The 21198-nt window shown below is 57.7% G+C and carries 20 protein-coding genes and 2 pseudogenes; 12 read left to right on the forward strand and 10 right to left on the reverse strand.

Translation table 11 applies throughout. From position 1 onward, the window contains the following. Window positions 1–12: 12 nt before the first annotated feature. The 4 genes from ACP7E0_RS16140 (at window position 13) to ACP7E0_RS16155 (ending at window position 4175) form a co-directional block, all read left to right on the forward strand. A complete protein-coding gene (locus ACP7E0_RS16140; RefSeq protein ID WP_426126050.1) occupies window positions 13–1047 on the forward strand; it encodes an extracellular solute-binding protein in 1035 nt (344 codons plus the stop codon). A 67-nt stretch (window positions 1048–1114) separates the two neighbouring features. Further along, complete coding sequence (locus tag ACP7E0_RS16145) at window positions 1115–2146, forward strand: histone deacetylase family protein (RefSeq protein ID WP_426126051.1); 1032 nt, start codon at window positions 1115–1117, stop codon at window positions 2144–2146. Between the two features lie 20 nt (window positions 2147–2166). Further along, window positions 2167–3033: an N-carbamoylputrescine amidase gene (aguB, locus tag ACP7E0_RS16150; protein WP_426126088.1), complete on the forward strand. Its 867-nt coding sequence runs from the start codon at window positions 2167–2169 to the stop codon at window positions 3031–3033. Next, window positions 3030–4175 carry a serine hydrolase domain-containing protein gene (locus ACP7E0_RS16155; protein WP_426126052.1) on the forward strand — a complete coding sequence of 382 codons (1146 nt, stop codon included), beginning with the start codon at window positions 3030–3032 and terminating at the stop codon, window positions 4173–4175. Before aguB ends, ACP7E0_RS16155 begins: the two co-directional genes overlap by 4 nt. Before the next feature lie 2 nt (window positions 4176–4177). Here the strand turns inward: ACP7E0_RS16155 and ACP7E0_RS16160 are convergent, their stop codons facing one another. From ACP7E0_RS16160 to ACP7E0_RS16180, 5 genes and pseudogenes are all read right to left on the reverse strand, one after another. Further along, a complete protein-coding gene (locus ACP7E0_RS16160) occupies window positions 4178–4861 on the reverse strand; it encodes a DUF2161 domain-containing phosphodiesterase (RefSeq protein WP_426126053.1) in 684 nt (227 codons plus the stop codon). A 75-nt stretch (window positions 4862–4936) separates the two neighbouring features. After that, entirely contained in the window at window positions 4937–5431 is a 495-nt protein-coding gene (locus tag ACP7E0_RS16165) for a GreA/GreB family elongation factor (protein WP_426126054.1), read from the reverse strand. 87 nt (window positions 5432–5518) lie between these two features. After that, window positions 5519–5937, reverse strand: a pseudogene (locus tag ACP7E0_RS16170) (low affinity iron permease family protein). A 113-nt stretch (window positions 5938–6050) separates the two neighbouring features. Further along, window positions 6051–7052, reverse strand: coding sequence for a pyridoxamine 5'-phosphate oxidase family protein (locus ACP7E0_RS16175; RefSeq protein WP_426126055.1), 1002 nt, complete (start codon window positions 7050–7052; stop codon window positions 6051–6053). 55 nt (window positions 7053–7107) lie between these two features. Then, entirely contained in the window at window positions 7108–7725 is a 618-nt protein-coding gene (locus ACP7E0_RS16180) for a glutathione S-transferase family protein (protein ID WP_426126056.1), read from the reverse strand. A gap of 123 nt (window positions 7726–7848) precedes the next feature. Here ACP7E0_RS16180 and ACP7E0_RS16185 point away from each other — a divergent pair, with 123 nt between their 5' ends. From ACP7E0_RS16185 to ACP7E0_RS16195, 3 genes are all read left to right on the forward strand, one after another. Then, window positions 7849–8778 (forward strand): LysR family transcriptional regulator, encoded by a 930-nt coding sequence (locus tag ACP7E0_RS16185; protein WP_426126057.1) that lies wholly within the window; start codon window positions 7849–7851, stop codon window positions 8776–8778. A 592-nt stretch (window positions 8779–9370) separates the two neighbouring features. Continuing rightward, on the forward strand, window positions 9371–10192 hold the full coding sequence (locus ACP7E0_RS16190; RefSeq protein WP_426126058.1) for a class I SAM-dependent methyltransferase: 822 nt from the start codon (window positions 9371–9373) through the stop codon (window positions 10190–10192). Between the two features lie 329 nt (window positions 10193–10521). Further along, window positions 10522–10962: a BA14K family protein gene (locus ACP7E0_RS16195; RefSeq protein WP_426126059.1), complete on the forward strand. Its 441-nt coding sequence runs from the start codon at window positions 10522–10524 to the stop codon at window positions 10960–10962. 334 nt (window positions 10963–11296) lie between these two features. On the opposite strand, the gene ACP7E0_RS16200 is transcribed toward ACP7E0_RS16195, so the two are convergent. After that, window positions 11297–11890 (reverse strand): carboxymuconolactone decarboxylase family protein, encoded by a 594-nt coding sequence (locus tag ACP7E0_RS16200; protein WP_426126060.1) that lies wholly within the window; start codon window positions 11888–11890, stop codon window positions 11297–11299. A 199-nt stretch (window positions 11891–12089) separates the two neighbouring features. Here ACP7E0_RS16200 and ACP7E0_RS16205 point away from each other — a divergent pair, with 199 nt between their 5' ends. Beyond that, on the forward strand, window positions 12090–12404 hold the full coding sequence (locus ACP7E0_RS16205) for an AraC family ligand binding domain-containing protein (protein ID WP_426126061.1): 315 nt from the start codon (window positions 12090–12092) through the stop codon (window positions 12402–12404). Between the two features lie 9 nt (window positions 12405–12413). Here the strand turns inward: ACP7E0_RS16205 and ACP7E0_RS16210 are convergent. From ACP7E0_RS16210 to ACP7E0_RS16225, 4 genes and pseudogenes are all read right to left on the reverse strand, one after another. After that, window positions 12414–12506, reverse strand: a pseudogene (locus ACP7E0_RS16210) (GFA family protein); the annotation flags it as partial. A gap of 747 nt (window positions 12507–13253) precedes the next feature. Next, window positions 13254–15152: a M6 family metalloprotease domain-containing protein gene (locus ACP7E0_RS16215; RefSeq protein WP_426126062.1), complete on the reverse strand. Its 1899-nt coding sequence runs from the start codon at window positions 15150–15152 to the stop codon at window positions 13254–13256. Between the two features lie 4 nt (window positions 15153–15156). After that, complete coding sequence (locus tag ACP7E0_RS16220) at window positions 15157–15480, reverse strand: hypothetical protein (RefSeq protein ID WP_426126063.1); 324 nt, start codon at window positions 15478–15480, stop codon at window positions 15157–15159. A 262-nt stretch (window positions 15481–15742) separates the two neighbouring features. Beyond that, window positions 15743–17530, reverse strand: a complete 1788-nt coding sequence (locus ACP7E0_RS16225) for a peroxidase family protein (RefSeq protein WP_426126064.1) — start codon at window positions 17528–17530, stop codon at window positions 15743–15745. Window positions 17531–17851: 321 nt separating this feature from the next. Between ACP7E0_RS16225 and ACP7E0_RS16230 the strand changes: the two genes are divergently transcribed. From ACP7E0_RS16230 to ACP7E0_RS16245, 4 genes are all read left to right on the forward strand, one after another. Next, window positions 17852–18742, forward strand: coding sequence for a LysR family transcriptional regulator (locus ACP7E0_RS16230; protein ID WP_426126065.1), 891 nt, complete (start codon window positions 17852–17854; stop codon window positions 18740–18742). Between the two features lie 100 nt (window positions 18743–18842). After that, window positions 18843–19628 (forward strand): SDR family NAD(P)-dependent oxidoreductase, encoded by a 786-nt coding sequence (locus tag ACP7E0_RS16235; RefSeq protein WP_426126066.1) that lies wholly within the window; start codon window positions 18843–18845, stop codon window positions 19626–19628. 85 nt (window positions 19629–19713) lie between these two features. Beyond that, window positions 19714–20331: a nitroreductase family protein gene (locus ACP7E0_RS16240; RefSeq protein ID WP_426126067.1), complete on the forward strand. Its 618-nt coding sequence runs from the start codon at window positions 19714–19716 to the stop codon at window positions 20329–20331. A gap of 68 nt (window positions 20332–20399) precedes the next feature. Beyond that, window positions 20400–20801, forward strand: coding sequence for a DoxX family membrane protein (locus ACP7E0_RS16245; protein ID WP_426126068.1), 402 nt, complete (start codon window positions 20400–20402; stop codon window positions 20799–20801). The last annotated feature ends 397 nt before the right edge of the window (window positions 20802–21198 follow it).

A 21198-nucleotide genomic window follows, 5' to 3' on the forward strand; every position in this document is an offset into this window, starting at 1 on the left:
GGGAACAGCATCATGAAACGGATGACAGGGATCTTGGCCGTCACGGCCGCGCTTCTCGCCTCAACCGGCCTTGCCAGGGCGGAAGGCGAGCTCAACATCTATAACTGGGGCAATTATACCAGCCCCGAAATGATCAAGAAGTTCGAGGATCAGTACAAGGTCAAGGTGACGATCACCGACTATGATTCCAACGACACCGCGCTTGCCAAGGTCCGCCAGGGCGGTTCGGGCTTCGACATGGTCGTGCCATCGCAGAACTACATTCCCATCTGGATCTCGGAAGGCCTCTTCCTCGAGACTGAGCCGGGCAAGATGGAAAACTTCAGCCACGTTGCCAAGGAATGGCAGAATCCCGAGTTCGACCCCGGCCGCAAATATACCGTCCCATGGGCGATGGGCGTCGTTGGTACTGTTGTCAACACGGACGTTTACAAGGGTGACATCAACACCTGGGGCATCATCTTCGACACACCGGATGAGCTGAAGGGCAAGGTCAACGTTGTTCCGGAAATGACCGACGTTATCGACGCTGCCGTTCTCTACAATGGCGGCAAGAAATGCACCGGCGACCTTACCATCCTCAAGAAGGTGCGTGATACGCTGGTCAAGGCCAAGCCGAACTGGGTGGCCATGGAATACGGTACCATCCAGAAAATGGGATCGGGCGATTTTTCTGCTTCGAGCGATTGGAACGGCTCTGCGTTCCGTCAACGCCTGGCCAACCCCGCCATCAAATTCGGTTATCCGAAAGAAGGCTACGTCAACTGGAGCGACAATCTTGCTGTTTTGAAGGATGCGAAGAATGTCGAGAATGCCAAGCTTTTCCAGAACTTCGTGATGGATCCCGCCAATGCCGGCATGAATTCCGGTTTCCACCGCTACGCCAACGGCATTGCCGGCTCGAGCGAGTTTATGCCCGCCGACATGAAGGACGCGCCTGAAATCAACATCCCGGCCGACTTTGCTTCGCTCGGCGTTCCCTCGCAGACCTGCCCGCCGGAAGTTCAGGAGCTCTACACCAAGATCTGGACCGAGCTTCAGAAGTAGTCTTCGCCAATTGCACCCCGCCGGTTCCGGCGGGGTGCATTTTTGTTTCCCGCCGCTGGATGTTCCCATGAAAACCGTCTTCTCGCCCCGTCATCTCGGTCATGCCAACCAACTTGAACTGGTCGCAGGCACCATCGTTCCCGGTTTCGAACTGCCCTCGCGCGCCGAGTATGTCTCGGGACGGATCAAGACAGTCGGGCTCGGGCCGATCCTGCCACCGCAAGAGCATGACCTGACGACGGCGGCGCGCATTCATCGCAAGGACTATCTCGATTTCCTGCCGACGATCTGGGACCGCTGGACGGCCGAGGGACGCGCTGGAACGGCGCTGCCGTTCACCTGGCCGACGCGCGGGCTGCGCGGTGACGTGCCGCCGGAATTTATCGACGGGCTTCTCGGATATTATTCCTTCGACGCCGGCTGTGGCATTGTTGAAGGGTCCTGGGACGCGATCAAATCCTCGCATGATGTGGCGCTGACAGCCGCTGCCCTCGTCCAGGATGGTGAACGCTCGGCCTTTGCGCTTTGCCGCCCGCCTGGCCATCATGCCGGCGCCGGATTCATGGGCGGCTATTGCTACATCAACAACGCCGCGGTGGCGGCACAATGGTTCCGCGACAATGGCGCCAAGCGAGTCTCGATCCTCGATGTCGACTATCACCATGGCAACGGCACGCAGGAAATCTTCTTTTCCCGCGCCGATGTGCAGGTGATCAACCTGCATGCCGATCCGATGCAGGAGTATCCCTATTTCCTCGGCCACGCCGACGAACGCGGTGCCGGCGAGGGCGAGGGCTACAATCTCAATTACCCGATGCGCTTCGGCACGGATTGGGAACGTTGGTGCCAGGCCCTGGAAGACGCCTGCGGCAAGCTGGTAGCCTACAATCCGGATGTGGTGGTGATTTCGCTCGGCGTCGATACGTTCGAAAAGGACCCGATTAGCAAATTCAAGCTGAAAACCGAGGATTTCCCGAAGATCGGCGAGCGTATCGCCCGGCTGAACCTCCCCACTTTGTTTGTCATGGAAGGCGGCTATGCCGTCGCCGAAATCGGTGTCAACGCCGTCAGCGTGTTGACCGGTTTCGAGGGCAACTGACCGTGGCTTCCGTCTCCGTCATGACCTTGGGCGTCGTCCAGTTCGCCTGCACGGACGATCTCACTGAAAATCTCGCCACGGCTTCCCGGCTGATCCGGCAGGCCGCAGGCGAGGGCGCCAATATCGTGCTGGTGCAGGAGTTGTTCGAGAGCCTGTACTTCTGCCAGACGCAGGACCCCGTCCATTTTGCAAGAGCGTATGCCCGTGCCGATCATCCGGTCATCGCACCGATGCAGGATCTCGCCAGGGAACTCGGTATCGTCCTGCCGGTTTCCTTCTTCGAGAAAAAGAACCAGGCCTTCTACAACAGCCTGGCGATGATCGATGCCACAGGAGAAGTCCTCGGCGTGTACCGGAAATCCCATATTCCAGATGGTCCGGGGTATAGCGAAAAATTCTATTTCCGCCCCGGTGACACCGGCTTCAAGGTCTGGCCGACCCGCTTCGGCGCGATCGGCGTCGGCATCTGCTGGGACCAGTGGTTTCCAGAGGCCGCCCGCGCCATGGCGCTGATGGGCGCCGAAATGGTCCTTTACCCGACCGCCATCGGCTCGGAACCGGCCCGCCCCCAACTGGATACGATGGAACACTGGCGCATGGTGATGCGCGGCCATGCCGCCGCCAACATGATGCCGGTCGCGGCAGCGAACCGTATCGGCTCTGAAACTATTGGCGGCCAATCACAATCCTATTACGGGTCGTCCTTCATCGCCGGTCCCGACGGGCAGCTCGTCGCCAGCGCCGGACGTACCGAAGAAGACGTGCTGGTTGCCAGTTTCGACCGTCAGCAGCTTGCCGACGACCGCGCCGCCTGGGGTATGTTCCGCGATCGCCGGCCGGAACTTTACGGCGTGCTGGCGACAGCGGATGGAGGAGAAAGAACATGACGGATTTCAAGCGCTCGGACGTTACGCTCGCCAATTGGCGGACGGCCCCTTTCTCGCAATGGTCTTTTCAGAATGTCAGCGAGGTCGTTCCCTCAGCCGTCATCAAGGCCAAAGGCCAGGGCGAAGCACCATTCCGCGATCTCGGTGGTCTCGAAGACCTGCAGGTGCCCGGCATCGATGGCACGGTCCAATCGCTGAAGGAGTTTCTGACGGCAAGCGAGACAGACGAACTGTTGGTGATGCGCAGTGGGCGCGTCGTTGCCGAATGGTCGGCGGAGCATTCCAACCCCGCCCGGCCGCATATCATCTTTTCCGTGTCGAAATCCCTGACGGCTTTGCTTGCCGGAAATCTGGCGGGCAAGGGCTTGCTCTCCTTCGACAAGCCGGTGATCGATTATGTGCCGGAGGCCGCCGGTTCCGCCTATGCGGATGCGACCGTGCAGCAACTGTTCGACATGGAGATCAGCGTCGATTTCGTCGAGGACTATCTCGACACATCAGGCGGCTTCGATTGCTACCGCCGGGCGACCGGCTGGAATCCCGACAGGCCGGACAGTCCCGCACCGGATTTGAAAAGCTTCATCTGCAGCATCGGAAAAGGCGACTGGAAACACGGCGAAAAACACGCCTATCGCTCCCCCAATACCGATCTTGCCGGTATCGTGCTTGAGCGCGCCGGCGGCGGGCGGCTGCCAAGCCTGCTGAGTGATCACCTCTGGCAACCGATGGGCGCCCGCTCCGATGCGATGATCACCGTCGATCGCATCGGCACGGCGCGCGCTGCGGGCGGCATGTCGGCGACGGCGCGCGACCTTGCCTTGACCGGCGAGCTCGTGAGGACAAGAGGCGCCGGCCTGATCGCAGAGAAGTTCATTGACGATCTGTGGACCGGTGGCAACCGTGATGCGTGGAAGAATGGTGACCAGACGAGCCTGTTTCCATCGGGCAGCTATCGCAACTACTGGTACGAGACCGGCGAGGGCGAGCTTGCCGCCATCGGCATTCACGGCCAATGGATCTGGGTCGATCCGGCAACGTCAACCGTCGTCGTCAAGCTGTCATCGCAGACCTTGCCGGTCGATGCTGAGCTGGACCAGGCAATCGTTTCCATGCTGCGTATAGTTTCCCGCGCTGCTGCCTGAAATTACAGGGCTGCGGCGACAGCGTCTTCGCAATTCGTGGCGGCGGGCCATCGGATCAGCGCTTCGGCGCCGGTGGCCGTCAGACCATAGATGCCGCGGTCGATGCGCTCGAACCAGCCGTAGACATTGCCGCGCAGGATGCTGGCAGCTGACGGCGTGATCGTCTTCAGATCCCTTGGCCGCAAAGGTCCGGCTTGAAGCGCCGCAGCGCAGGCCAGCGCTTGCTGGCGGTATGCGGTCATGATTGGTGAGCGTGTGCTGCCGCCGATGGCCGGGTCGCCCTTGCGCTTCTTGTGTTCGTTGACCAGGCGTGACCGCTTGCGCGGGTTTTTGCGCGGCATCAACGCCTCCGGGCTGACGATGACATCGACGGTGCCGTTGTCTGAGACACTCAGCATGCCGAAACCGAGCCGCCGGCAGAGATTGCGGTAGCGGCGATCGCTTTCGCGGCCCTTTCCCTTGGCCGAGACGCGGGCCGCAATCCAAACTTCATCGCTCGCCGCAGCCCGGTCGACGGCCTGAAGGATCAGTTCGAGATTGAAGCTGAGCTTGAGTTCACAGATGACCATGACCGGTGGCTCGTCGGGGCTTAAGCCCACCAGATCGCAGCCTGCTATTTCACCTTTGACGCTATAGCCGGCGGCTTCGAGAAAGCCTTTGATCGGCAGGTAAAGCGTGGTCTCCAAATCATGTCCTCATATCATTGTCTGCACCGTCTTGCCGTGATTTGCCGATGAGATCAATGAAATGATGGTTTTTTGCTAGGCTGGCCGAGCCGGGATTAAACCCGTTCCGTCGATGGACAGCACCACGATGTCCTCTTCGCGGCCCGCCACTTCGAACTCGACCGTGTCGCCAGGCGCCGCACCGTCCAGTGCGCGGGCAAGCGGCGATGTCCATGCGATTGCCCCGGCTGACGGATCAGCCTCGTCCTCGCCGACAATGCGGATATCCTTGACGCTGCCGCCGCGCCTGATGGAAACATGCGTTCCGAACCTGACAGATTCTGGTTCCGCGACGGGGTCCATAATCTCCATGCTGGCGCGGCGCGCTTCCCAATAGCGCAGATCACGCTTGAGAGCGGCGAGCACGTCGCTGTCGCTGGTCGCCGCAGTCTGCTGGGTAAGCGCTGCAACCATCTGCTCGATCTGCCGGGCGCCATTGGGTGTGACCAGGTTTCGGGCGGTGCTGATGGGCCGTTCAGGAACGGGCGGCAGCGGCGCGTCATCAATTTCCTTGGTGAATGCGCGGCTCATCGGTCTCTCCTCCCATATCAAAGCATAGCACGCTTTCGGGTCCATTTGTGGCCCAATGTGTGCGATATGGATTTGAAAACCCGGTGATCACACCTTCTTCTTCAGCTTGGTGCGCCGATCGTGGATGATGTCATCGACCTTTCCGGCCAAGGCGTGATCCGGCTCGCTTTCGGCGGCTTCCCGCAGAAGCTCGGTCAGACGTTTGAGTTCTGTCTCGTCAAGGTGTCGATGCCCATGAATCGCTGGTCAGGATCAGTTCGTCGAGCTTGGCCTGAACTGCCCTGCCGTCACGGTTCTGGGAGTTCAGCAGCACGAAAACCATGAGGAAGGTGATGATCGTCGTTCCGGTGTTGACGGCCAGCTGCCAGGTTTCGGAAAAACCGAAGAGGGGACCGGTGACGGCCCAGAGCAGGATACCGGCCAGCAATCACAAAGGTCGCGTGCTTGCCGGTCAGCTGCGGGACCCCGCCGGAAAATCTTGAAAAGGGACTGGGTTTTTCAGACATGGCATTCCTCCATCGGATCGCACCACGTCCTAAAGTCCGGGCAGCAATGGACGTTCCTGCCGGGACCGCTACGCATGATAATATCGCCAGATTCATCTCCTCAACGCCCTGCCTCAGGCCGTCGATGCGCTCAGCCGGTGTTCAGCCTCGTCCCAGCTGCCGGTCATGCGCAGGCTCGGCGATTGGCCGTCAATATGGGGTGCCCAGCGCAACGGCAGGGCATCCGGCCGCCGGATGATGCGGCGCGGCATGAAGCGCCAGAGACGCTCGGCACCCTCGAACGCCGCGATCTCCGGTGAATCCACAACGACCTCGGCATCGCCGGAAAGCTGCAGCAGGTCGCCGGTCTCGAAATCGGCAAACACCAGACCGGCTCTGCGGTTGGCAAGAATATTGCCGAGCGTGTTGAAAAACAGATTGCCGGCGAAGTCAGGAATAGTCAGCACACCGTCGTTGCTGACGCGAACAAAACCCGGCCTGCCGCCCCGGTGCGAGACATCCGCCTGCCGCTGCCCATTCTCAAGCTCCGCATAGGTCGCGACGAAGAACGTGTCGGCTGAGGTAATCATCTGCCGAGCACCGGCATCGAGCGCCTCCAATGTTGTGGGCTCAGTGACCGGGCCTGCCGAAGGACCGCGGACAAAGCGGAAATCGCGCAGCTGAATATATTTCGGACAGTTGCCGTAGGATTGGCCGACCTTCACATCGAAACCTGCAGGTCCAGCCCGACTGATCGTTCCGTTCAACCTGTTGCGGCGGCGGCTGTGCAACTCGATGCCGAGCATGCCTATGGCGTCACCGTCGCCCATCCCGGCGTCCGCCGGATCGTCGGGTCGCCGGTCAAGACCGACGCTCAAGATGTGTGGATCCAGGCTTTGCAGAAAACCGGGATTGGCCGCCCGTATCGTTGCCCACGCATCTCCTTCGCCATCCACCGTGCCGAGCAAGATAAACGGAAGTTGCGGATAGAAGGCACGGTGCTGGTCGATCAGATGATCGCGCAGGACCCGGCGGCCAAGCTCTTGCATACGCTCGGCAACTCCAGCCTGATCCTGCAGCACACGCTCGCCTGAATGCCAGGGGGATGCCTGGTCTGTTGTGTTGAGAGCCAACATTCGCTGATCCTTTGGATGAATTGGTGGCAACGTGCTGCGCAGCTTTAAAGCCTGCTCAGGCAGCCTCCGGAATGCCGATTGCCGTCTTCTGGAAGGCAACGAAACCCGCAAGGGCCTCGACGCGCTTCAGCCAGGCATTGACGTTGGAATATGCGCTGCGGTCGACATTCCCCTCCGGTGCACGGGCGATGTAGCTGTAGAGCGCGACATCGGCGATCGTCGGCTGGTCTGCTGCAATCCATCGGCGGCCGGCAAGTTCTGCCTCGATGTGTTGAAGGATGAGATGGGCACGGGTGATGACTTCGTCAGCATCGAAGCGGGCACCAAAGACGGTGACAAGTCTTGCAGCACAGGGGCCATAGGCGATTTCGCCCGCTGCGAGCGAAAGCCAGCGCTGCACGGCGGCGGCACCTTTCGGGTCTTCGGGTAGCCAGTCAAGTGCCGCGGTTTTCTTGGCCAGGTAGACGAGAATGGCGTTCGAATCGGCAATGAACGTGCCATTATCGTCCAGCACAGGAACCTGCCCAAACGGATTGAGCTTGAGGAAGTCCGGAGCCTTGTGAGCGCGGGTAGCAAGATCGACTTCGATCAACTCAGCGTCGATCTTCAGCAACGACAGGAACAGCCGGGCGCGGTGCGCGTGGCCGGATAAAGGGTGATAGTAAAGTTTCATCTGCCGTCTCCAGGAAGCGTTGATCGCCTTTGGAGAAGATGTTTCTTTCTTCGTGAAAACAGAAGTGCGATAAAAGGCAAGATATCATTCCATTGAACGGAATAATCAAATGGGTGCGCCAAAATGGACAGACTTCAATCCATGCGAGTTCTGGTGAAAGTTGCCGATACCGGCAGCTTTGCGCAGGCGGCTCGCGTACTCAACATGAGCCCTCCCGCGGTCACCCGGGCCATTGCCTATCTGGAGGATCTGACGGGTGCCCGGCTTTTCTTGCGATCGACGCGATCGGTGAAGCTGACGGCGCCTGGCAGCCGCTATGTCGAGGATTGCCGCCGTATCCTTGCCGATATAGACGAGGCCGAAGCCTCGGCCGGCGGCTCCCATGCCACGCCCTCCGGTCTGCTGACGGTGACGGCGCCGGTCCTGTTCGGCCAGATCTATGTCATGCCGGTCTTGACATCCTTTCTGACGCGGCACCCGGCCGTCAACGGACGCGCCCTTCTGCTCGATCGCGTCGTCAACCTGCTGGAGGAGGGGATCGATGTTGCCTTGCGCATCGGGCAACTGCGGGATTCCGGATACCATGCCATCAAGGTCGGTAGCGTGCGGCGGGTGATCTGCGGTGCACCGTCCTATTTTGCGCGCCATGCGATGCCGCATGTTCCCGACGATCTCGCCGGGCACACGATCATCGCCAATACCGGCTCGTCCGCACCGCAGGACTGGCGCTTCTCCGGTGGGGAGAAAGCCAGCGTCACGCTGCGTCCCCGATTGTTCTGCAACACCGTGGATGCCTCGATCTCTGCTGCGCTCAGCGGCTGGGGCCTGACCAGCGCACTGTCCTATCAGGTGGCATCGGCGGTACGAGAGGGGAGGCTCGATATCGTGCTCCCCGATTACGAGGAAGCGCCCATTCCCATCCACGTAATGCATGCCGAAGGCCGCCATATCTCGGCCAAGACACGGGCATTCGTGGACGTTCTGGTAGCCGAACTACGCGCCAACCAGAACGTGCAGTCCGCAACCTCGCTGGCTGTAGAAATTCAAGCGTGATGTCACGACGAGTCTAACAAAATCAATGGGATACGACTGGGAAATCATTCAGATAAGTCTGGAAATTGCAGGTGAAATGTCCCAAATTTAAGTCACTGGTTTTCCTTAGTGTTCTATTCTGTGCAGAAGGCTCGTCATTCGGCAACAATGCTGCTCTGCGCAGCTGAGCGCGTGGTGTCCTTGCCCGGAACTCCGCACATTGAAACTCAAGCCAAACAGAGCCTCCTATTGGAGCTGCGCGACGTGTTGCGCTCGTAGTGAAGGATCGCCTCCGTTCTTGGCGACCAGCCGCCTCTTGCAGCCGAAGCATGTGCATCCGCAAGCTGCGCCGTTCGCTACCTCGGATATATGGCGCATAGACCCATCGACAGCATCCTTGGCGACAAGAATCATGCCCTCTTCGTCTGGGAATAGGTCTGCAATGGTGAGCCTCGTAGCCATCAGCGCCTTGAATCAAGACGCGATTTATGTCGGGTGGCCTGCAGCGCTTAACTACGCGTCCAAGGGGCACGCCATCGGTTGGCTCAGACAGGCAACTATCGGGTTTGCTCGGTTTGAGGTAATCTCGTCCGACATAACGGGGGAGGCTGTCATGACGAGTGCAGATAAGGTCTTTGCAGGGAACATCCCCACGATCTATCAGCAATGCCTGGTGCCGATGATTTTCGAACCTTATGCCCAAGAGATGGCCGACCGGGCCTCGCGGCTCAGGCCAAAGAAAATTCTCGAAATCGCGGCAGGCACGGGCGTGGTGACACGTGCGCTCGTGGGCAAGCTCGAAAATACCGCCGAAATCGTGGCCACCGATCTCAATCAGCCGATGTTGGACACCGCAGCGCTTTTGCATGCAGGGAACGGTATGGTGACGTTCAGGCAAGCCGACGCCCAGTCGCTGCCATTCGAGGACGAAAGCTTCGATATCGCGGTTTGCCAATTTGGTGTGATGTTCTTTCCGGACAAACAACGCAGCTATTCCGAAACACTCCGGGTGCTCAAGCCTGGAGGAACGTACCTATTCGCGGTTTGGGACAGGCTATCCACCAACGAATTCGTCACCGTTGCCAGCGCGGTGCTTGCGCAGCGATTTCCGGACGATCCGCCGAAGTTCATGGAGCGGACACCGTACGGCTACTATGATACAGAGATGATCATAAACGCTTTAAAGCAGGTCGGCTTCGCGGAGGCTTTTGCTGAGACCGTCGACAAGATCGCAACAGCAAAGACCGCTCTAGATGCGGCCACAGGCTACTGTCAGGGAAATCCGCTGGGTGCTGAAATCGAGGCTCGCGCCGCCGGGTCTTTGCAGTCGGTCACAGAGGAAGTCGCAGCGGGGCTAGCAGAGCGGTTCGGCCATGGCCAGATCGAGGGTAAAATCCGCGCGCACATTATCACCGCCCGGAAACAGCCTAAATAAGCGACTGTGTAGCGGTAGTGCTGACATGCAACCGATTCGATTAGCATCAACGTGATTTCGGCCACGGAATTCGCCAGACGGGCATTTTGGGGGCAATATCATCAGGTTAATGCTCCATGCGCGAACTGCTCACAAGTCTTCTATTAGCTACCTGCGTACTCCCAGTTGCCACCTGCGGCCTGACAATCGCGTCTAGCCTGTCCGAACCGGACGCGGCGCCTCCAGTCGCAAATCTGAGTTCCGAGCCACTCTGGACATCGCAGGTGAGGCGAGTTGACAACCGCTAAAAGGCATACGAAAGGCTTCCCGCCGCTGTGGAAGTGAATGCGATGTTGGCCCAAGCCAAGCCTCCCCGGCGCGTTAATTTGACACTGGTCGGAACATCGACCGGTGACACGTCCAGCGAACAGAACGGAGCGTCGAACGTCGATCCCGCGCAACTCAATGCGACAATGGCGCAGGAATGGTGTGGTGCGCGGTACCGATCCTACGATCCGAACGACAACACGTACCAGCCCTATGGGGGCGGGCCACGCCGGGTCTGCGCTGCACCGCTCGACACGATGGTGGCTTTCACTGAAAGAGTTGCTGGCGAGGGTGTCGCGAAAGACGGCAACGCCAACGCACGCTGGTGTATGGAGCGGTACAGTTCTTATCGGGTCGAGGACAACACGTATCAGCCGTTTTCAGGTGGCAGGAAGCAGTGTATCGGACCCGGGTCGCAGTCGGCCAGCAACTTCGTCGAAAAAGGGTCGGTGGTCCAGTTCTGAAGATGCCTCGCGCGCTGGCCGCGAAGGAAGAGGGCGCGGGATAGCACAAGGCGCGTTCTGCTGCTTCGTAGTGGGAGTGTTCAGTCGCGGTTGAGAGATTTCAATTTCACGATGTTCGATTAGGCTCTTTCACGAAGCCGGACGCAGTCTAGACATGCGGACGAGTTCCGTTCGAGGGCCGACGGGAGTGGAGGCTGGTCCAGGCCGACTTTGACCTTCATGCGCCGACCAAGCGGCCTAAACCTGGTCTCGTTGAGGATCGAACCGAGCGATGCTACCTTTCCAGCCTGCGCGATGATCTTGCGCTTGGATGTCTTCACCACCTAGATTTCCTCTAGTCTTGATCGATCCGTTTCCGCCCAACTGCCATCAGGTCTCGCACAGCAGGATCGTCGTCGAGGAATTCTGGCTCGACGGTCGCACCAACCGCGTCGAAGTAGCGGCTCATGAAGTTTCTAAACGAGGCGGCCAACGCAATGTCCGCTACGTTAACGTCAGTAAGGCCCACATCCCGCAAGCGTTGTATATCGGCTTTTGTGATCCGGGAAGCGTCGCGGGTGATCTGTTGCGCGTAGGCCAGCATCTCGACCTGTTGGTCGCTCAGTCCGGCGCTACGGTAGTCCTGCCTGACCGCAAGCGCCTTCTCACGGCCGAGAGCACCGGAAAGGCTGCGGAAGTAGACGTGCGAGCAATAGCTCGAGGGCACGTCTGCGGCCACGACGAACGTGATCAAACGGAAATTGAGAAGGCCAAGGGAAAAGCCGTCACGTATCTGGTGAAGGAGGTTCTCGATTGGAACGATGACATCCGGACGAGCGGACCAGCATTGGGTAGCCTGCATCACCCGGCCCATCGATTGCCTTTCGGCATCATAAAGCGCGGATATTTCGCCAGTCGCTTCGTCTGGTTCAATCGTCTTGATGAACATCCATGCCTCCATCCACCTAAGTGCCTGCGCAAGATACCCGAAAAGCGACCCTGTGGCATCCACCTCAATCTTTAGGCATCGCAGAAGCCGTGCATCTCCAAGGGGCCAACCTTGGCGGCGAGGGTGACCGCCCTAGATGCCTTTTTAGTCAGAATTGGAGAAACCAAGGGTCCAGAAATTCAGCCTATCTGATGCCCAGTTGGTCAAGTCGCCGGGGAAGGACGCGGATATCTTTGTCGGAAATCTGATTGATGAAAGGCATGGCGGCCCGGTCACCATCGGGTACGGCCGCTACGCACCGGGCCAGTCGCTGATCGAGACTATGGCCGTATACGACACCATGATCGTCCTAGAGGGACGGCTCTCCGTTTCGACGGGCAATGGCACCGTGACGGCAAGACCAGGGGACATCGTCTACATGCCCAAGGGCCAAACCGTGACGATTACCACCGAAGACGAGGGCGCGTTGACGGCCTACGTGACTTATCCACATTGGGCAGAGGCGCACGCGTAATACTGTCAGCTACGTTTCGTCTTCCTCGAACTGGTCGGCGCCTTCCAGGGCTCTGAGCCAAGGCTCCCTGCGCTTGATCCAGAGCTCGTAGGTTGGCATAAGAAGCTTCTCGACTTTGTTCTCGATTTTGCGAAGTTCAGCTGCGACGACCATCGAAGGCGAGGGCATCGCCTAGACTTTAGCCTCTTTAAGTTCGCTTTTCAAAAGCCGTCATACGCGTACGCACGGCCGGGTGCACCCCAGGCTCGCCTCGATGTTCGTTCGGTCCACGTTGGGGTTGGGCGACGCTTCCCGCGTTGAGCGCCGCCTGCATGATCGCCTCCATCCTCGGCCTGGTCTCAGCGGTGCGAACATCCGGGCAGGCGTTCGGTAGCGAAACCAAAGTCACTTCCTGTAACACCGGATCTGCCCCGGAGAATGTGGTGTCGTCGTTGGGATTGGCGCTATTGAAACTTTCGCGCCTCGCAACCGCAGCGGGGCTCAATCCAACGAAACTTCACCTGTAGAAATTCAAGCGTGATGTCACAACGAGTCTAACAAAATCAACTTGGTATCGATTTCATAGATGGAGCCACAGAACATGATGCGTATCAAAGTCACTATCGTTTAATCCCTTTTGGGAATCTATATTTTGCTTGGCGACCCGAGGTTTGCCGGGCTTTTTTTGTTTGAGACATTTATTTCCAGCTTTGATGTCTATCTCTTTGTGCCCTCAGGCCGGGCTTTAAGATGACAACTTACGCCAAGGTCGCATCGGCGTCGCGCCTGGGTCCGTGCTGAATAATTGGAAGGGCATGGGTCTCTCCCTCGCGCGTCGCAGGTCTGGCCAGTTCGCCAACCGCATGCCTGTCACCGCGGAGGCGGAATGCTCGCAACGAGTTCGGGGAGGGCGCCCCTCGTTCTGAGCTCCACGCTCCAGCTCCGCAGGCTACCTGTATCGACTTTGGATCTATCCGAGACGTTCAACGTCCAGTTTCCCATCATGGGTTGGCCAATCATGGCACCCAGCTCGCCAGGTAAAGTCGAATCATAAGTGGCGACCAGATTGTCGGCGGACCCGCCGAGTTGAGGGTGAAGAACCGTATTGCGGCCCGCAGGCGAAATTAAAACCACTCTGAGATCGCCGATGTACGAATGTTGTATGTCAACCGTGACCTTGATCCCGGCCACGATTCCTGACTCCGTTATGGAGATCGTGCTCGAAACACCCGCGGTTTCGCTGTCGGGAATCGACGCCATTGGGTCTGCTCGCCCAGAAGCGACCAAATCTACCGTCGGTTTGCCGACCTTGAACGTGGTGATTTCGGCCGGAGCGGAAATATCCGATATCACCAGCCCGGAATCGCGTCCGTCCCATTCCCTTGAGTTTGGCGAAGACGCGGCAGAGAGAACGATGCCCTGGACAGCGCCGTACAGATCATCGCCATCACCGCGGTTCGCGTCCAGTTCAAGATCGCGGCGACCATCTGCCTGGAGCAATGCACACTGGTAGTGTTTGGCGGCGGTGCCCTGCTGCAATTCATTGGAACCGAGAATGTCGCAATGATAGATGGCAAGCCCGCTCGCTGGCAAACCTCGGTCGAGGCCCAGCTTCGCCCGGTTCTCGACTATGAAGTATTCGTTTGGTTTGGATGTGCGAAATTTCATGACCCGCTTGTAATCACCGTGACGCGCTGCGTAGGCCCCGATGGTATTCAAGTCAGTCTCGTCGTCACACCAGCCTGCGAGATCGCGCAGATAGGCGCATACAGGCGATGGGCTGCGGCCATTGTCGTTGTGATTTCCAGCGCCCATGAGGCAATAGCTGCCGATCCCCGCGCTCTTGACGCTGTCATTGTCGCGTTCACCGTAGTCATACATGTCGGGGAAACGGCACAGAAGGTGGCCGTTCTCGTGGCAAAACGTGCCGATCGTCAGATCAGCTGGTGTACGACCAAGACTCGTGAGTAGGTAGAGATCCGTCCGCATCGTGCCAAATCGCAGATCGATATTCCAGTTATGCGGCCAGAGTTCGCCGCGATATTGCGTCTGTCCGGCATACATGATGTTGAGGGCATCAATGACGTTCTCGTTGCGCGAATCGAATTGTTTAAGATCAATACCGTCCGCGACGGCGAGCTGAAGTGCTTCCTCGACCAACAGATTGTTGACGTAGAACTCGCGATTTCTACTAAGGATGTAGGGACCGACCACAACATTGGTGTAGTCGAGCTTTCCGGACGAGACGCGGCCGAAAAACTCATTGGCAGAACAAACGTTGCCATTATGGGTGTAGTTCGTGCCATTCAGCATGTCATCGACGTCGGCACGTGTGACTGTACTTGCGACATCTTGGAAATTCACCAGGATTGTAATGCCTTTTATAGCGCCTATCGAGAGAACACGGCCTTCGAGGAGGCCTTGGTTTGGTCCTAAAGTGCGAACCACTATCTCGTCACGGTGCCCACCGGACATGGCCGATCGGCGAAGTTTTCTGGCTGCGGCCCGCGCGACGATAGTGTCCTGTGATTCTTGCAGGTGACGCATCAGCCCGGCAGGGGCGCTTTCCGACAGCGGTATACCGGTCGAGCGAAAGCTTCCCGCGGAAAGGCGTGCGTAACAGAAGAGGCCAAGCTCGTCGTCATAGGCGGCAGAGTACCCGTTTATGTCTTCGTAGCGGGCGTAGTGTTCGTCGCCGAATACTCGCAGCTTGATATCGGGTCCGTTTGATTGGCCGAATGTCAGGACCTCACCAAATATCGCGGTCAAATGACTACTCCTCCTTGGACGGCACAGGCGAACGCCGCTCCATTTTCTGCGTGCGCTCCTGGATTTTTCTCATTCTTACTTCGTCGGTTTCCGTAGAATGAAGTTTCACCTCGTCCGTTGGCGGAGACGTCACAGGAATGCCTGTCGTGGCGAAACCGCCGTCCACGATCTTGGCGTAGCAAAACAAGCCAAGCGCGTCGTCATATATCGCCGGAAAGCCATCGGATGTTTCGTACGTGGCATAGAGTTCGGTACCGCGCACAACAAGTTCGACATCGGGGCCATTGGCCTGCCCCAGTGAAACCTTTTCGCCGAATACGCCTACCATGTGAGCAGCCCTTGGAACGTTGTCGCGTTCTTGGTCTCTGGAGATCACGCCTTCAAAAATGTTCTCTACGCCTCGGGTGCTTGGGCTGCCTGGTCCACATGCTCATTCACGCAAACAATGTAGGACACAGAAGCTAGTGATAGCATTTTGTAGTCCGTCACCTGTGAGATGATCATCGAGGAGCAAGTGGGCCTCGGATCTCTAGTCATATGGCGCACAAAGACCGACCAGGAAATGCAGGTGCACGCCTAACCATGATAAATCATTCCATGACAGCCGCGAACCGCATCCATTTTACGATGGAATCGATTGGTGTGTCGTCGGGCATCTTCAGCGGACTTTGATCCGGATGAAATCCTCGTGCCAGTGCGGAATCAGGGTCGGAGAGCAGGACGCCGACAAATGTGAGCGCTACAAGACAGCTCCCCAATTCGCCCAGACGATTTCCTCCGGCCGCCTCTGCCTCTGCGAGAACGTAAAACCATAATGGCGTCCTCGTGTGGAAGCCAGACTGTGACCCCGCGAGAAAATCTCGAAGCGGTGGTTTCGCCGCAAAAAGGGTGGAGACGTCTGCGATTGGAGCCGACTGAACCGCGCCAATCTGCTTGAGGTGCTTATGGAGAGCCTGTCCGGTAGGGAGGCGTAAGTTGTATCCGCGCCGCAGGTTACGGCGCGCTAGACTCTTGAAGAGTTTTTGCAGATCCACGTCGGGTTCGTCGTTACCCTCCTTCACCATTACTCGCAAAGGCGGAGCAAGCTCAGTGTCGAGTTTTCGCGCAAACCGTGCCGCTTCGCCATCCGCGGCATCGTGTGGCGATACACCGGTGAATCGCGTCCAGTCTATCACCCAATTCTTTGGAAGTTTCTTACCCTGATCGAGGTTGCCGCCGCCGCCAGTAAATCCAAACAACAAGTTGAGGGTGGCATGCGGAAGAATAGGAGGACCCGGCCGGCCAAAATTCTTGTTGTAGTCATAAAGCGCCCGCACCATTGTGTGACCGAAGCGATATGCGGCGACGGAAAACTCCAAGGGAAGCGCGTTGCCCAATCTGGAATTTTGCTTTCTTGAATCGTACTCCGCACGAAATTTGAAGAAATGGGAGGCTCGGTCATCGAGCACCCGTTGTACCACCGCCGGGTCGCAGACCCCTTTCAAATAGCCCTCGACGATAAGCCACTGATAGTGGAGCCTTGTAAGCGTTTGGGCTGCGTTGAAATCCGGCAGCCAGCCTGTATTGTGGGTGGAGAGGTAATCTACGACTTTATTATGAAATCGCAGAAAGCTCAGATGAAACTGGGCCACAACCAGGTTCTCGTCATTTCGGTTGTCACCGATAATCGCGCGCTGCGCTAGAGTTGCGGAAAATTTCTGAAACGCCTCTGGTGTCATCGCGGACTGCGCGATAGCGAGCGCAGAATCCCGAACAGCCTGCTGAACCTGGCCGTAGCGAGGAAGATCACGATGTTCATCGATGGTATCGTCAGGCAATGGACCAGGTTCGATGGCTGTGCCGACACGCATCTTGTTCTTTAGGGTCGGATGCCTCAAACCTGAAATGACCGTGACGACTTCGGGACCGATACTGGCTCCAACTGGAGAACCCCCGTAGACACTGTCCAAATCAAAACGTGGTGATCGGGCATTTCGGAAGTCTCGCTCGACGTCCGACGATGCCACAGGTGGGTGAGCATTCACGATATTGGTAATTGCACCCTCGCGGTCGGTACGCGCGGTTAGCTCGTGATCCAAAAATTGACCCCAGTAGGTCAAAATCGGGGGCAAGGTGGAGTCTTTGGCTGCATCTTCCTGGGTGTTATCGTCAGCCACAACATCGATCATAAGGTCGCCGAGTTGGTCGAGTTCATCGACTGTTGTTGGCGCTTCCGGCAAATAGTTTTCCGGTGCGTCTAACGGCGGAACGAAATATCCGAAGTCCGCTTCCTCATCGACAGCAACATCACCTGTCGCTGGCTGCCCCGCTCTGAGGTTGGTACCTGGAACTAACTTCTTCTTTTCTGAACCACCATGCGATTGAAAAACGATTGCCATTAGCAACACCCCTCCGATTTTTCAGTCCATGAATCCCTACTACTACAGGTGCCAGCCAATAGCGAATATTAGGCAAATCTACTATTCATGTACGTTAATTAGATGTTAGTAACATGTTGGAATGCACAGACTTGGAACAGCTTAGTGTTGATGTGCAACAACACATCGCCACCACGACAGCGACAGAGCGGTGTTACCTATGACGCTAGAGGTTGCACCTTCTGGAATCGTCGAGCGAAACCGATGACATTTTTCTATATCACGTCGCAAAACCAACTATAATTTCAGTAACCCGAAATCACTGTTTGAAAAGCTCACAATATGGATCGTCTTGATGCACTGCGCCTCTATGTTGACGTTGCCGAGGAAGGGACCTTCTCAGGCGTAGCACGCAAACGGACCATCGCAACTTCGACAGTTGCACTTGCGGTGACGCAGCTTGAGCGGGAATTTGGGGCACGTCTGATGAGGCGAACCACGCGAAGGCTCGTATTCACTCATGAAGGCGAACGGTTGCTGATCGATGCCCGTCGGATCCTCGCGGAATGGAACGCTGCACTGAACGGGATTGCGGAAAGTGGACCTCTGTCAGGTCCGATCAAGGTCACAGCCACCAATGATTTCGGGCGATCACAACTCCGCGCTCACCTGGATGCTTTTCAGGCGCTACACCCTCAGATCAGCATTTCGCTCGTTCTGACGGACAGCACCATCGATCTGATAGAAGATCGGGTTGATCTGGCGCTCCGATATGGGCCGCTTGCAGATTCGTCACTGCGTGCTCGCCTGCTTGTCAGGGGCAGTCGGCTCGTCTGTGCTTCGCCTGACTATTGGCGTCGAGCAGGAAAACCGCATCACCCCGCGGATCTCTCGGATCATAATTGTCTTATTCTGTCGAGGCCTGGTTCGCCGTTGGCGGCATGGCCCTTCCGGGATGGCGACCGACATTTTAACGTCAAGGTGTCAGGCGACAGGCAGGCCAGCGATGGGGCGATCCTTCGAGAATGGGGGGTCGAAGGCGTTGGGGTCGTTCTGAAGAACGACTGGGATATCCGCACCGAACTCAAGACGGGAAAGCTTGAAACGGCGTTGGACGACTATGTTGCCGGACCTGTCGACCTCTATGCCGTGCAACCCGGCGGACCAACCAGCAGACGGACCGCTGCTCTGGTCGATCATCTCAGCAAAGAAATCGGATCCAGTCTGACCTGATGATCTTTCGATAAACTCGAAATGTCCTGTCGACGTGGAGCCGATTATAAAGTCCATGGAATAGAGCCAGATTAGCCCTCACAACACAGCGAGGGTTCCGATGAACATAGATTTCACAGGTCGAAAGGTTCTTATCACAGGTTCCACCAGCGGCATTGGGTTTGCTGCCGCCCAAGGGTTTCTCGCAGCCGGTGCGGACGTGGTTATCAACGGCCGCAAGGACGAACGTGTCAGCCTAGCCATGGAGAGACTGGGCGCTGGAAGTCGGGTTTTCGGCTTCGCTGGTGACCTCGGTACCGCCGACGATTGCGATCGGCTGATTGATGAGCACCCAGCGTTTGATATCGTTATCAACAACATCGGCATCTACGGCCTGCAGGATTTCTTCGAAACTCCGGACTCCGAGTGGGATCGTTTCTTTCAAACGAATGTCATGTCGGGCGTTCGGGTCTCGCGCGCCTATGCTCCGGGCATGGCGGAACGCGGATGGGGGCGTATCGTCTTCGTGTCCTCCGAGTCTGCGCTCAACATTCCCCATGACATGATTCATTACGGTTTCACGAAGACGAGCCAGCTCTCTATCTCACGAGGGCTTGCCAAGCGGCTGGCTGGAACCGGTGTCACAGTGAATTCGGTTCTTCCTGGGCCCACCCTTTCCGAGGGAGTTTCGCAGATGCTCCAGTCTGAAGTAGAGCGGACCGGCGAGAGCCTCGAAGCGGTGGCAAAGAGCTTCATCAAATCGCATCGCAGTTCCTCGATCATCCAGCGCGCATCGTCCGTCGAGGAGGTCGCCAACATGATCCTCTACATCAGCTCCAACCAGGCATCTGCCACGACCGGAGCAGCGCTACGCGTTGACGGCGGCGTGGTTGAAACCATCGCCTGACGAAAATTGAAGTCCGCACGTTCACCATCCCCTCCCGAGCGCGCCTTGCCCGGCGCGAAGCCAGGCCAATGAAAAGGAGAGTTCCATGACCAACGAAATCATCACTGCAATCGAGCAGCGCAGCACGACCAATCTCTACGAAGCCTCACGCGACATTAGCGATGCGCAGGTCGCCGAGCTCGCTCGTCTCGCCCTGCTTGCTCCTTCCGCCTTCAATCTGCAGAACTGGCGGCTCATCGCCGTCCGTTCAGCGGATGCCAAAGCTCGCCTGCGTGCAGTCGGCTGGGATCAGCCGAAAATCACGGATTCCGCCGTCACATTCATCGTCTGCGGGGTCATTGCAGACCATACGGACATGCCAGCACGCCTTGCGCCCGTGGTCGCCGCGGGGATCATGCCCGAGGGCATGGTCGCGGGTTGGACCGGTGCTGCGAAAAATCTGTATTTCGAACAGCCTCAGCGCGCGCGTGACGAAGCTATTCGCAGCGCAACGTTCAGCGCCATGACACTCATTCTCGCCGCGAAGTCGCTTGATCTCGGGTCCACTCCGATGATCGGATTTGATCCCGAAGGTGTCAGCCGTGAGTTCGGATTGGCGGAAAACGAAGTGCCCGCACTTCTTGTGGCCGTCGGATACGCCACGGACGAAAACTGGCCGCAGAAGCCGCGCCGCCCGATGAGCGAAGTCTTCGATCTCGTTTGAGATCACCCTCATTGAAAGCGCCCTCCGACCGCGCTGTTCGGAGGGCCAACACTTACTGGGATTGAAACATGCCGACAATAATCGAGGTCACTTTGGTCAGCGATGCCTTCGAGATCATCACTCGGGTCATTTTGACAAGCTTCTTCTGGATCGCTGGTATTTTCGGATTGTTGAAATTCAACGTGATGGTCGCGACCATCCGCCAAAACGGGTTCTCTTCACCCAAATACATCGTAGCTGCTATGATCGTGAGTGAGTTGGCTGGCTCGGTGCTCCTCATCACCGATGCGTTTCAGCTTGGTTGGCTCGGTGCTGGCTGGCTTGGAGTCTTCACGTTCCTGTCGATACCGCTCGGCCATCAGTTCTGGAGATTCCAGCCGCCAAAAAGGATGGAGGAGATGCAGATTGCCTTGGAGCATTTTGCACTGATTGGCGGGCTGATGGCAGCCGCGGCGCTGACTGCGCGGTAGGGCCGGCGTCATGGCTAATCCGCCATCACTATCAAGATGTCCGTGCGCTCAATATAGAAGGCCCCGTATGTGAATGCGAAAAGCGACCGCGTGAACGGGCCAACGAATTGCTGTTCCGGCTTTCGACGACGCCCGATGCCACAACGCAGGCCTGACGATACAGAAAATCGCCGATTAGCGGATCGAAAGTAACGTGGGATACCCTCTGCAACCCCGGCCAGCGCCGGGCAGGCCAAGCGCTGATCTACAGCATATGGGGGGTCAAAATTGGATAAGCAAAAGGGGGGTGCGGACGAAAACTTGGACCACCAGGAGGTAGTTCATGTATTCCTACGCAGACAGACGTCGAGCCGTTGAGCTTTATATCAGGCTTGGCAAGCGACTTAACGGGACCATT

The organism is Pararhizobium sp. PWRC1-1 (assembly GCF_049897905.1).
GTDB lineage: Bacteria > Pseudomonadota > Alphaproteobacteria > Rhizobiales > Rhizobiaceae > Pararhizobium.